Origin of the sequence: Sporosarcina sp. E16_8 (genome assembly GCF_017347095.1) — a bacterium.
Classification (GTDB): domain Bacteria; phylum Bacillota; class Bacilli; order Bacillales_A; family Planococcaceae; genus Sporosarcina.
In genome coordinates this window covers 30,912-43,655 of record NZ_JADPRZ010000017.1, presented here as the reverse complement: position 1 = coordinate 43,655, position 12,744 = coordinate 30,912, and the positions used below count along the sequence as shown (strand labels likewise).

15 protein-coding genes are annotated in these 12,744 nt (G+C 38.7%); 12 read left to right on the top strand and 3 right to left on the bottom strand.

Annotated features, from left to right (window positions below):
• Positions 1 to 4 precede the first annotated feature (4 nt).
• The 5 genes from I2484_RS11910 to I2484_RS11890 all read left to right on the top strand — a co-directional run bounded on the left by I2484_RS11910 (position 5) and on the right by I2484_RS11890 (position 3,047).
• A complete protein-coding gene (locus tag I2484_RS11910) occupies positions 5 to 424 on the top strand; it encodes an organic hydroperoxide resistance protein (RefSeq protein WP_207151244.1) in 420 nt (139 codons plus the stop codon).
• Between the two features lie 14 nt (positions 425 to 438).
• The gene (locus tag I2484_RS11905; protein ID WP_207151243.1) at positions 439 to 918 is read left to right on the top strand and encodes a glutathione peroxidase; all 480 of its coding nucleotides are present in this window, start codon (positions 439 to 441) and stop codon (positions 916 to 918) included.
• Positions 915 to 1,364, top strand: a complete 450-nt coding sequence (locus I2484_RS11900) for a transcriptional regulator, SarA/Rot family (RefSeq protein ID WP_207151242.1) — start codon at positions 915 to 917, stop codon at positions 1,362 to 1,364. The genes I2484_RS11905 and I2484_RS11900 overlap by 4 nt, the downstream gene beginning before the upstream one ends.
• Before the next feature lie 377 nt (positions 1,365 to 1,741).
• Positions 1,742 to 2,335 carry a class I SAM-dependent methyltransferase gene (locus tag I2484_RS11895; RefSeq protein ID WP_207151241.1) on the top strand — a complete coding sequence of 198 codons (594 nt, stop codon included), beginning with the start codon at positions 1,742 to 1,744 and terminating at the stop codon, positions 2,333 to 2,335.
• 493 nt (positions 2,336 to 2,828) lie between these two features.
• A complete protein-coding gene (locus tag I2484_RS11890) occupies positions 2,829 to 3,047 on the top strand; it encodes a hypothetical protein (RefSeq protein WP_207151240.1) in 219 nt (72 codons plus the stop codon).
• 324 nt (positions 3,048 to 3,371) lie between these two features.
• Here I2484_RS11890 and I2484_RS11885 read toward each other — a convergent pair whose 3' ends face one another.
• Positions 3,372 to 3,920, bottom strand: a complete 549-nt coding sequence (locus tag I2484_RS11885; RefSeq protein ID WP_207151239.1) for an ECF transporter S component — start codon at positions 3,918 to 3,920, stop codon at positions 3,372 to 3,374.
• A 203-nt stretch (positions 3,921 to 4,123) separates the two neighbouring features.
• Here I2484_RS11885 and I2484_RS11880 point away from each other — a divergent pair, with 203 nt between their 5' ends.
• Positions 4,124 to 4,972, top strand: a complete 849-nt coding sequence (locus tag I2484_RS11880) for a pyridoxamine kinase (RefSeq protein ID WP_207151266.1) — start codon at positions 4,124 to 4,126, stop codon at positions 4,970 to 4,972.
• A gap of 356 nt (positions 4,973 to 5,328) precedes the next feature.
• On the opposite strand, the gene I2484_RS11875 is transcribed toward I2484_RS11880, so the two are convergent.
• Entirely contained in the window at positions 5,329 to 5,649 is a 321-nt protein-coding gene (locus I2484_RS11875; protein ID WP_207151238.1) for a cupin domain-containing protein, read from the bottom strand.
• 395 nt (positions 5,650 to 6,044) lie between these two features.
• Here I2484_RS11875 and I2484_RS11870 point away from each other — a divergent pair, with 395 nt between their 5' ends.
• Positions 6,045 to 6,362 (top strand): hypothetical protein, encoded by a 318-nt coding sequence (locus tag I2484_RS11870; protein ID WP_207151237.1) that lies wholly within the window; start codon positions 6,045 to 6,047, stop codon positions 6,360 to 6,362.
• 300 nt (positions 6,363 to 6,662) lie between these two features.
• Entirely contained in the window at positions 6,663 to 6,842 is a 180-nt protein-coding gene (locus I2484_RS11865) for a hypothetical protein (RefSeq protein WP_207151236.1), read from the top strand.
• A 44-nt stretch (positions 6,843 to 6,886) separates the two neighbouring features.
• Here the strand turns inward: I2484_RS11865 and I2484_RS11860 are convergent, their stop codons facing one another.
• On the bottom strand, positions 6,887 to 8,293 hold the full coding sequence (locus tag I2484_RS11860; protein ID WP_207151235.1) for an MDR family MFS transporter: 1,407 nt from the start codon (positions 8,291 to 8,293) through the stop codon (positions 6,887 to 6,889).
• 380 nt (positions 8,294 to 8,673) lie between these two features.
• Here I2484_RS11860 and I2484_RS11855 point away from each other — a divergent pair, with 380 nt between their 5' ends.
• The 4 genes from I2484_RS11855 (at position 8,674) to I2484_RS11845 (ending at position 12,311) form a co-directional block, all read left to right on the top strand.
• On the top strand, positions 8,674 to 8,820 hold the full coding sequence (locus I2484_RS11855; protein WP_207151234.1) for an HAD family hydrolase: 147 nt from the start codon (positions 8,674 to 8,676) through the stop codon (positions 8,818 to 8,820).
• A 42-nt stretch (positions 8,821 to 8,862) separates the two neighbouring features.
• A complete protein-coding gene (locus tag I2484_RS21835) occupies positions 8,863 to 8,973 on the top strand; it encodes a hypothetical protein (RefSeq protein ID WP_346014187.1) in 111 nt (36 codons plus the stop codon).
• Positions 8,974 to 9,726: 753 nt separating this feature from the next.
• Entirely contained in the window at positions 9,727 to 10,530 is an 804-nt protein-coding gene (locus I2484_RS11850) for a gluconate 2-dehydrogenase subunit 3 family protein (RefSeq protein ID WP_207151233.1), read from the top strand.
• A 26-nt stretch (positions 10,531 to 10,556) separates the two neighbouring features.
• Positions 10,557 to 12,311, top strand: coding sequence for a GMC oxidoreductase (locus I2484_RS11845; protein WP_207151232.1), 1,755 nt, complete (start codon positions 10,557 to 10,559; stop codon positions 12,309 to 12,311).
• Positions 12,312 to 12,744: the final 433 nt, after the last annotated feature.

Sequence of the window (12,744 nt, the reverse complement as noted above, 5' to 3'; positions counted from 1 at the left end):
TGACATGAAACCACTTTATGAAACGACGATTATTAACACAGGCGGGCGCGATGGCTATGTCTATTCACCTGACAATATATTCAATTTGGATGTTGCAAAACCAGCAGCATTAGGAGGGAATGTCACAACTGCAACGAATCCGGAGCAGCTATTTGCTGCAGGCTACAGCGCATGCTTTAACAGTGCGCTTGAGTTACAGTTGGAAAAAGGGAAAGTTGACTTTTTAAGCAGTGAAGTCATAGCGACTGTTTCTCTTTACCCAGATAAAGAAGATAAAGGTGTTAAAATTGGCGTCAAACTCGAAGTAACAATTGAGGGTGTTGACCATTCCATCGCGGAAGAATATGTGAATAAAGCGCACCATTACTGTCCGTACTCTAAAGCACTCAATGGTAACGTTGATGTTGAAATAATCATTAAATAAAGGGGAGCTTTAAAATGGTATCAGTTTATGATTTTGAAGTAAAAAAAACAAATGGGGAAAGCCTGTCACTAAAAGAATATGAAGGCAAGCCTTTAGTTATTGTAAATACAGCTAGTAAGTGTGGACTTACCCCCCAGTATGGCGGATTGCAGTCGCTTTATGAAAAGTATAAAGATGAAGGGCTGACAGTTTTGGGATTTCCATGCGACCAATTTAATAATCAAGAGTTTGACGATATAAACGAAACAACAGAATTCTGCCAAGTGAATTATGGTGTCACGTTCCCCATTTTTGCAAAGATTGACGTAAACGGTGACAAAGCGGATCCACTTTTCATTCACTTAACAACAGAGAAAAAAGGGCTGTTTTCGAAAAAAATCAAATGGAATTTCACGAAGTTTTTAGTGAATCAGCATGGAGAGGTTATTGAGCGATATTCGCCACAAACTGAACCTGGGAAAATAGAGGAAGATTTGAAGAAGATTTTATCGTGAAGGATTTTCTGTCATTAAACAATCAGCTTTGTTTCGCTATATACGAAACTGCCGGAGAGTTTAATAAGCTATATACAAGTGTGTTGCAGCCGTTTGGTTTGACGTATCCGCAATATTTGGTGCTTTTAGCGTTATGGGAAAAAGATGAAGTATCGATGAAAGAACTCGGCACACGGCTAGGCCTGGGAACAGGAACGCTGACACCGATGATTACACGTATGCAGGAAAACGGCTGGGTACGAAAAGAACGCTCAAAAGAAGATGAACGAAAAGTATTTATTTATTTAGAGGAAAAAGCGCACCGCGATAAGGGTCCTATCACGAAACGAATCGCAGAAGAAATCCAACTTTGCAACATCAGCTTGACTGAATATGATGAACTAATGAAGCGGCTGAATGAACTGGATCAAAAATTGAAAGATCGGTCAAAATCTGCTGGTGCGTAAAGCGTAGGAGTTGGGAGTCTTAGTAGCATCCATTCTACTACTATTCATTGGCTACGGTATGCACGAGATAGTGAGTAACTATTTTAGGGGAATTAAAATAGTTACTTGAACAAATGGTAATTGAGATTTTTGCTTGTTTCAGGATATATACTGAACAAGCTTTTTTGATATCATTTTTGGGTAACTATGCGAGACCCTATTCAGTGAATGCAATACAATTGTATAATAATAAAATAATCAATAAATATGCGATTTTCCTTTATTTTCTGTATAATTATTAGAATGAGTAAATTGTTCGTCCTTGTGTCTGACACGGGTACCTTTTTTAAAAGTTCCTTACACAAGCACTATACAAAACAAAAAAAGGCGCTGATTGCATGGGAAGTTGGTTTCCACAGCTTTACGATTTGGCGATGAGGCCATTAGAAGCGACAAGATTTAAAAAAATAAGAACTGAGCTTGTGCGTGAAGCTGGGGGAAACGTTTTGGAGATTGGCTCGGGAACAGGGGTTAATTTCCCGTATTATCGATGTGCTACTCAAGTTACTGCAATTGAACCGAATCCTTTGATGAGTGAGCGGGGGAAGCTGCGCCTGGAGCAAGCAAATGTGCCAATCGATGTATTGGAAGCTAGTGCCGAATCATTACCGTTTGAGGATGATACATTTGACACAGTTATCGCAACGCTTGTATTTTGTACGATTCCAAATCCGTTAAAAGCGTTGGAAGAAATCCGGCGTGTTAGTAAACCGGGTGCTAAAATTATGTTTTTTGAGCATGTACGTATGGATCGACCTGTATTCGGAAAAACGCAAGACATCCTGAATCCTTTGTGGACTAAAATCTGTGATGGTTGTCATTTAAACCGTGATACGCTGTCAGTGATAGAGCTAGCAGGTATCGAGGTGACGCATGTAGAATCACTCTATCAGAAATTGTTCTTATCAATTAAGGGCTTGAATATAAAGTAACTTGTACTTTCTTGCACAGCGTACCTCTTTTTAATGCCCGACAAATGAATTCGATGAACAATAGTAGTTGATATAGTGAAATACATAAAAATGCATATAGATAAAGAGAATAATGGGCACTTTAAATTGAAAAAAGTAAGTCCTAATAAAAATGATTTTCATGCAATCTCTTTCCATATATTTCCATTCGGATTATTTTGAAACTAAGCGTTAAAAACAATATATAAGTGCTTTTTTAATACTCTAAAAGTTGAGTTTTTGGTATTGTGTATTACGAAATATTTCACTACTATTACGTATTCGCAACTATAAATCATGCTATTCTTCTAATAGGAACATTAATGTTTTTAGCATACTATGGTTGGTTAGCCATTGACATTTAATTTCCTCTAGAGCGCTCATTTAATTATGGGCGCTCTTTTATTATGTCGAATTATAATAGAGACAATCATTTCCATTCACGCATTGATCAATGTGGAGGGAGGTGAACGAAATGTTAAGAGTTATAAAAGTACAATTGTTAGAAGCGTTTTCTCCAGGTGAATTGGAAGGTGAGACTAATAACTATAGTAAGTATAATAAAAATCAGATAATTATAGATGTTAAATACGACGTCTATGAAACAGATATTTCACCAGAATTCATCGAAGAAGACGGCAAGACAACAGAAAAAAGACATTCAGCATTACTTTTAATCGGTGAAGAAGTTTAAACCTCGATACCACCGATGCCTCGGTTGGACGCGCTGTTCCTACAGGAGTCGCCACCTTCTGCTTCGATAAAACGGAATCCGCTGGAAAATAAGTAGAATGCGTGATAGAAACGCCGAAAATAACTAACAATATCGCCGCATCTACTAAAATGAAAAGGATCTAACCATCATTTTACAGAGGGCGCTATTTATGCATTATGCTAAGATATCTACTGATTGTTAGTAATAAATAATGGCCCCTTAGCAAATTGTATGTTAGAAAAATAGAAGCACGCCATCTATGCTGTAAGCAAACAGCAAGATGGCGTGCATTTGTTGTACGTATTAAAATTTCTTTTTAAAGTACGATGTTTTTTTCAGTGCGATACAAACTGGAATCGCGATAAGCAAACCTACACCGTTTTGGATGATGTCTCCAGGAATTGATGCCAAAGGAGCAATCCAGCTTTTGAACATAATCGCTTGCCCGATATAGTATACTGCAATCATCACGGGCATTGAAACAACTGCTCCCAAAATGTTTATCCCAATGTTGTCGCCTCTATGGCCCTTAGACCAAGCGATTTTACCGACAATTAGGCCTTGTAATGCGCGGGAGATAATTGTCGTTGGTGCCCAAATTAGCCAGCCACCTAAGATATCGAATAAGCCCATCCCGATAGCTCCAGCAAGTGCACCTTTTTTAGGACCGAATAAAATCGCTGCGATGAAAAGCACAGATGTCCCTAAGTGAATCAGTCCACCTTGCCCGAATGGTAATTTAATATTAATCATTGTTGCGGTGAAAATAAGTGCTGCTAAAACTGCGGTAATGACTAAATCAAATGTTTTCGTTTGTGGTTTGGTATAGGCTTGATTTTGTATATGTTGCATCTGCATCTTCCTCACTTTAATGATTTTTTTAAGTGCTTTAACTTTAGCAAAGAGCTGACTATTGTTAAAGTGCCAATTTCATTAAAATGTAAGGGGTCAGATTGATTTGTCTGTAAAGTAATAGTTATTAGTGCATTTTCGCCTCTGCCTTATTATGATACGATGAAGAGAGTATAAGTAGGATTAGTTAGGTGGCGAATAGGATTAAAAAAGTTGCTGTAATTCAGGATATGTCATCCTTTGGAAAATGCTCGTTAACGGCTGCGATACCTGTGCTATCAGTGATGGGTGTTCAGGCAGTGCCATTGCCAACTGCGATTTTAACGGCGCAGACTGGGTATCCAAGTTTTTATTGTGAGGATTTAACGTCAAATATGGATTGTTTTGTGGAGGAATGGAGAAAGCTTGGTGCAACCTTTGATGGCATTCATACAGGTTTTGTGACAGGAAAAGAGCAAATTGATAAAATATTTCAGTTTTTACATGTGTTTCATTCGAGTGAAACGAAGCTGCTTGTCGATCCGGTAATGGGCGATACGGGCCAGGTATATAAAATGTTTACAGGCGATTTGCTTGATCGTATGAAGGATTTAGTGAAGTGCGCAGATATTGTTACGCCAAATATTACAGAGTGCTGCTTGCTTACAGGGTTGTCGTATGAAAAGCTACAGAGCTATCAAAATGAATCGGATTATTTTCAGGTGCTAGAGGAGGCGGGCCATCAGCTACAGCATATAACAGGGGCAAACGTCATAATTACTGGTTTGAATCCGCCGCCAGCAGATACGAACAAGCGCTATGTAGGCAATATGTATGTCGATGCAAATCATTCCTATTATCGTATCCGAGATTATAACGGCGAGAGCTATTCGGGAACCGGTGATTTGTTTGCATCAGTTATTATGGGTGGTATGATGCGCGGACAGGATATAGTGGAGTCCATGAAGCTTGCGGAGGCGTTTATAGCCGCTGCGATTGAAGCTACGGCAAAGGAGCAAGTTCCGCGCGAGGCAGGCGTGAATTTCGAACAATTTTTGCGAATGTTGCTTTAGTTGGTTGACAGTTAGCTGGATAATTCGGACGGGGTTCAGAATCGATTCTGAATTAAAAGTGTGAATGTCTCCTATCATGACCTACAATAGGGTATAACAATACATACAAGAGCTGTATACTTCCTTTGGAATGAGGAGGTATACTGCTTTTTGCGTATTCAAAGAAAATGGAGCGGAGATGGATCGTACAAGATTGTTAGGTGCGCTGTGCACGAAGATATACTGACTATTCTCAGCGTTTACATATTTATGAACTGGAGATTAGATTAAGTACCGATAATCTAATCTCTATCGTTTTTTATACAATTGGGTAATTTTTTTGTTGCACAGGCACACACATAATTAGAATTACTTTGTTATTCATCGGTTTTGTTCAAAATGACATAAATACTCGTTTTTTCGGTGCTCGTATTTTTGAAAGCAATCATCACGTTTCCATTACAGTGAATGAGTTCATCTTTCATGATTGTCATTTCTCGGTCATCTATTGTAAACACACCATTGCCTTGAATCGCGAGAGCCGTTAAATTCATACCAGGATGCTTATGAGCAGGCATTTCTTGACCCGGAAAGAAGTTTAACACGAATGCGACGCTATCCGCTTTTGTATAGATATTTTTCTTTGTAAATCGTTTTTCATCAAACACTTGATAATCTAACAGGGATTTTTTCTCCATATTAATTCCTCCTCGAAATTTCTTCTCACCTCTATCATAATGCAATTGAAAGAAATTTCAAATTAGAAGATTCGATTTTTGGTGCAGATTTTGGAGTTGAAATTATTGTTTTGTGCCCATTAGCCTTGCATGACAATAAAAAAATGATTCCAGACAATGAAATGAACCATCCTTGACATAGTTTTTAACCCTGAATGACAGACTGTTTACCACTTCATACCTTTTGAATGATCAAAGATAAGAAACCATATTTTTTGGAAACAATAATGTTATACTTGTTATACAATCTTGAATAATTTTAAATATGATAAATCTTCCGCAAACGGGCCATTTAACGGAATAAACTATGTTGAAAATTAATCAACTTAAAAACGAAAGAAAGGAGGGTTTATAATATGAATTTATCTTTAGAAATTGCGCGTATTGTACTGCCAGTTGCAATAGTGGGTGGGATTGGAGTATTTGTAATTCTAAGAATGAAACATAAGTCTAAGAAAGGAACTCTGGGTAAGAAAAAAACAAGAAGTGCTCAAAATATATTAGATAGCTTAATACCATTTGGAATGATGATTGGTTTGGCTGTTGCTATACTTCTCAGCTTATTTACCCCCCTTTCCTTTCTATCTGCAATTACTTGGGGACCTGGAATAGGTATGTTATTTGGATATTTTGGTTATGAAATTTTTAGCAAGAAGGAAGGTAGTTATTCATAATAACTGTCTTCCAGAAACGGGTGCGATTGTTGAAAATCATAAGCCTAATTCCTCGCTCAAGATACGGAGGGGGTAGGCTTTTTATCTTTCAAAATCCTTATCGTTGTAAATTTGCACTTTCTTAGCGTTACCACATTGGTAAACTCATTGGCAACGAGTGGTAAGTCTTGCGGCAATCGCTGGTAAAAAACATGGCAGAAGTGGTACATTCTTATGGCTGTAATCATTGGCAGTATAGCTTGCGCCTCTTCGTTTATAAGGCAAGTTCAGGAGCGAAATTATTCGTTAGGAGACAGGGGTATGTCGAAGAAGAAGGATGCGTTAGTTATGGTGATATCCCTTTTGGCTATATGGATATCACTTAGTGAATTCTTGAATAGGGACATTTTGGTTTCTAAATTATTTGCACTTCTGTTCCTTATCGTTTCATTGTACTTGTTTGTTGTAACTGTAAAAGACCTTTTCAGGAAAGAAGAGTAAGCAGTAGAAATAGCATACTCAAATGGTGCGGTAGGCTTTTTGTGTTACGCTTCCGTCGAGCTTTGGTTCGGCTTCGAGTCCCTAATTGTAAATGACAACAAAAGCCCGAAGACCGCAATGTATCCTGCCATATGGAAGGCTACATTGACCCCGTGGATGGCGCCTGCAACCGTGTCGTCACCTATCGCTGCTGTTACCGTGATAGCGACGAGAACCGCAGTACCAACTGCACCAGAAATCTGACGGAACGTATTATTCATGGCGGTTCCATGAGCTATTAGGTGATTTGGCAACTGATTCAACGCAAGTGTTGTAGACGGCATCATGACCATAGCGATGCCGAGCATCCGAACCGCATTCAAGACTGCTAAATACGTGAAACTTGTTTCTTCGGATAGGTTTGCAAACATGAACGTTGTCACAGTAAGGATGAAAAATCCGGCGCGCAACAGCCATTTAGCCCCGAATTTATCGAACAGTGTTCCTGTCACTGGGTTCATAATACCCATTACGATGGCGCCTGGCAAGAGCATTAGTCCGGAATGAAAGGCGTTGAATCCAAGCAGGTTCTGCATAAAGATTGGTAAAATCACGGTTGTTGCAATCATGGAGGCGAATACAATCATGCCGAGTCCAGTGGCCAACGTGAACACCAAATAGTTAAACACCCGGAATTCAAGGATGGGCTCTTCCAACTTCAATTGTCGCTGAATGAATAAAAAGAGCGAAATAGCTCCGACTACAAAGGAAATACCAACGTTTACATGAAGCCACCCCGTGTTACCGGCAATACTAAAACCGTAAAGGAGTCCACCAAAACCAAGTGTGGAGAGGACAATGGACCAGTAATCCATCTTTGGATTGGTTAGTTCTGTGACATTTTTCAGCAAAAAGAAGGCCGCAATGATAATTATGACAGCAATCGGTAAAACAACATAAAAGACGCTTTTCCATGCGTAGTGATCCACAAGATATCCCGATAGGCTCGGACCAATTGCCGGTCCAAATGCGATGACAAGACCATACATACCCATCGCTTTTCCTCGTTGTTCAACAGGAAAGAGAAGGAACATTATCGTTTGCAAGAGTGGCATCATAATCCCCGCACCTGCTCCTTGAAAAACCCGTCCTAGTAACAAGAAGGCAAAGTTAGGAGAAACTGCAGCGATGAATGTACCAAAGGCGAATATACTCATTGCGGTAATGAATAATTTCCGTGTTGTAAATTTTCCGATTAAAAATGCTGTGATTGGAATCATGATTCCGTTGACAAGCATAAAAATCGATTGCAGCCACTGAACTGTACTTTCTGTAACATGGAGATCCTTCATGATTGGCGGCAGGGCTGTTGCAAGAAGAGTTTGATTTAAAATTGTAATAAATGCACCGGATAATAAAACGGCCATCAGTGGAATATTTTTTTTGAGTTCAAACGGTTGCGAGTTTTCCATTATTCTTTAACCACCTCATTTTAGTTACTTTGTACCCGAACAAATCAGAGTTAAACTTGAAACTGACAGCCCTCACATGTTAGTGGCTATTCTACAAGACCTCAAATATATTGTCTAAATAAGTGTAGGGTATGTCAGAATGCATAAAATGTATACTAGATTCAGCAATAATTGGTATAGCTGGTCGCACATCGCATAACGAAACAATCTGATGAAATGTCATAAATGTATCATGCACCAGTACAACATAATTGATACGCCAAAGTCTGGAACACAAGGCATATGTCCTGAAAATAACACCATGATACCTAACGTGAATTACGACAGGCAATCACTATGTGTTTGTTGTTACCAATAAAGGCGGTGTAGGTTGGGGCTTTATGAAGGAATCGCAGTTACAGGCGATACATGCCCATAAGACGGAGGAGCTTCGGAAAAAAGGAACAATAATTGAAGACGTTGTATACAGCCCGCATAAACTGAAAGCAGGTTGCGGTGGTAGGAAGCCGAACAGCAAGCTAATTTGAAATCTAGCTAAAAACTATGACGTGGAACTCTCCTCTTCTATCATGGTCGGGGATACAGACACAGATATCTTAGCTGGGAAAAGGCAGGAACGAAAGAGGTGTTCATTGGGAAGAGTGATCCGGTTGCGGACGCCATGTTTCCAGATCTCCTGAGCGAAGCAAAATGGATCACCGAGGGTTCAAGCAAATAAAGGGTAGTTGTTTTTTAGAATCCAATGAAAGCAACGAACTTTTATATTTCACCATCAAATCGAGGAAAACTATTTACACCATTTTCGATTAGGCCGTAATATATTAGTACAGATGATTTAATCTGAAACTGGTAATTACAATCAAAAGAAATACTTGGACTATTTTTAATATAAAAAGGAGAAGGAAACTTTCTATAAACAAACATAAAAATATAGAAGATGTAGTCAAAGACTCTACCAGTAACCTTCCTCGTCATTTAGAATACTTAAATAATACGTTAACGCCCGCCTGTTTGACAGGTGGGCGTTATTTAACGCTTATCTATTTTCTGGTTATTACCTTTATTTGGAATATTTAACGTCGTCTGATTATCAAAATCACATCAATATTCTTTTCCCAAATGAACAAATTTAAGGATGAAATCCAATTAGGTGTTATATTTTCGCGAATAATGGTCAATAGTTATTAGAGGCAGGTACTGTCAAGTAGTTCCAATTTATTGAATTTAGTAATTGCCTAGGTCTTCCTTGAGGTGGAATACTTTCTATTCAATCTTTTTTCCTAGGTCTTGTTCAAGAGAAAAACGAGAAAGAATTTCAAGTTGTGCTTATGGAGGGTGATTAATAAAATGATAGGGGTCTTAATAGTCCTAGAGCATCATATTTAAAACGATATCAATGTGTAATTTAAACAGAAGTTTGAGGAGGGTAATAAATGACAGATAAACACACAGATGATGACAAGCAAACGAAAGACGATAAAACATATGACCCTAGCCGCCGAAGGTTTTTAAAAAACACAGGAATGGTAGCTGGCGGAGTTGTAGGAGGTTCGTTTCTTGGAGGATTGCTGACCAATAAATTCACACAAAAAAATGAAACAGCTACAAAGTCTGGTATGGAACATGCTACGGACTTTCAAGAAGCCTTACAATTTTTTACCCGTAGGGAAGACTTTGCAGTACTTCAAGCTGCAACTGAGCAAATTTTTCCGAAAGATGAGAATGGGCCGGGTGCAATTGAATTAGGGGTGCCCTATTATATTGACAAGCAGTTAGCCGGTCAATGGGGAGTAAATGCCAGAGACTATCGACAAGGCCCATTCGTTCCTAAAACTAAACCAAGCGAAAGAGCTGAGGAAAAGCGAGGTGAACAATCGATTTTGGATCGAGGAAGTATTTTTTTACTTGGCCTAAGAGTAATGAATCAAGAAAGTGGTAAACGATTTAATACTAGTTTCGATAAAGCCACGGAAGCGCAGCAAGGTGAAATTTTGCAGGATTTACAAGATGGAAAAATTAAAATGAATGGTTTATTATCATCCGAATTCTTCTTCTTGCTTCATAGATCCACACTAGAAGGTGCGTACTGTGATCCACTATATGGTGGTAATAAAAATATGGATGGTTGGAGAATGAAGGAGTTTCCTGGAGCACAAGCATCATATATGGGGGTTATTGATAGTGAAGACTTTGTAAAAATGGATCCAGTTAGTTTGGAAAATTATCAGGGACATTAATCATCTATTCATTAGGAGGAAATGCAGTGGTCAAAAAACTCAATAAGGTTGACGCAGTCATCGTAGGATCAGGATGGGCCGGTGGTATTGTTGCGGCAGAACTAACTAAAGCAGGTCATAAAGTTGTCATACTTGAACGCGGTAAAGATAAGAAGCACGAAGACTTTAATGGTACAAAGGACGAGCTACGTTACTCGCAACGTTATGATTTGATGCAAAACCTTCATAAAGAAACGATAACATCAAGAGGTGATCTATCCGAAACAGCACTTCCAGTAAGAAACAATGTGAATGCAAGATTGGGTGAAAATACGGGTGGGGCTGGCGTTCACTGGAACGGATGGACCTTTCGCTGGCTACCTTATGATTTTGAAATATACAGCAAAACAGTCGAACGTTATGGTAAGGGGAAAATTCCGAAGGATTCAACAATGCAAGACTGGGGGGTTACTTACGATGAAATGGAACCATATTTCGATAAATTTGAAAAAACTGCTGGAATTTCGGGAGAAGAAAACCCACTCGGACCACCACGCTCCGATAAATATCCTAATCCGCCCCTAAAAACTACGCCAGCTATTAATTTATTTCAAAAAGCATCTACAGAACTGGGCTATCATCCTTATCGAATGCCGGGTGCTACTGTGTCACAAACTTATCAAAATCCAGATGGAGAAACCATTAATGGATGTGTATATTGTGCATTTTGTGAAGAATACGGTTGTAATTTCGGTGCGAAAGCTGATCCAATCGGAACGGTACTTGCAACTGCTAAGAAGACCGGGAACATGGAACTGCGAAACGGGGCAAACGTAACGCGAGTCAGCCATAATGGGAAACGTGCGACTGGCGTGATTTATGTTGATACGAGCACTGGACAAGAATACGAACAACCTGCTGATATTGTTGTACTTGCTGGATTTGTCTTTTCAAATACAAAATTACTTTTACTATCAAAAATCGGGACCCCATACAATCCACAAACGGGTAAAGGTATAATCGGTAAGAACTTTACAGGCCATTTCTCAAATCTTTCTACCTATATTGGTGCTCGCGGTTTTTTTGAAGATAAGAAGTATAACCTCTATATGGGAACTGGTTCACTTGGTTCCACCCTTGATGATTTTGCAGGGGATAATGAAGATCATACAAATCTCAATTACTTGCATGGTTTTGAGATCCACTTTAGTCAGTTAGGAGCAAGACCAATCTCCAATAACCAAGTCCCAGTTGGAACACCTACATGGGGTAAGGAATTTAAGAAAAACTCGTTACATTACACGAATCGAAACTTGTTTATCACATCACAAACTGCATTTTTACCAAATAAGTTCAGCTATTTGGATTTAGATCCAACATATAAAGATGCACTAGGCAATCCACTACTGCGTGTAACTGTTAAATATTTGGAAGATGATATTAATCGATCTAAAGCTGGTGTAGCCCGATGTGAAGAAATAATGAACAAGATGGGTGCTGATATTGTTGATGTTGACAAGGTTGCAGATGATTTACAATTTGATCACAAATTTTATACCGATCACTTTATAGGTGGGGTTATTATGGGCGCTAGTCCAGCAAATTCTGCCGTCAACACGTATTCGCAAATGTGGGATATGGAAAACTTATTTGTGGTGGGGGGCTCGTCATTTCCACACACTGGTAATTACAATCCTACTGGAACGATTGGGGCATTTGCCTATCGTGCAGCTGAAGGAATGAATAAATATTTAAGTGAAGGTGGCTTACTAACCCAACAGGTGCAAGTAAAAAATGCATGATTAATAGAAGTGAATTTCGGATTGAACTAGCATTAGCCAGGTAGTTAGAACCTACAGGCTTTAGATTAAATGCCATACAAATAAAGAAGCCATATTCATGGGCTTTTTTATTTGTGTTCACTCAATAGTAATTTATATTCATAATTATCTACTATATTGAACTTTTCACGTTATCTTACTCATGCATAATGGTTAGGTATGCATTCAGTGAATAATAAAGGACTGAATAATAATACAGATAAAATTAATGAATATGCGGGTTTTATTATTTTTGTATAACTATTTGAGCATGTGAATTATTCGCCTTTGTGTCTCACGCAGGTTCCTTTCACTAAAAAACATAGTTAATCATTTAACTGATATAATAGTAACCAGAAGTACTTACATAGGCAACGTATAAACTACGGAATATGACTAGCAGTTGTGCGGAGTT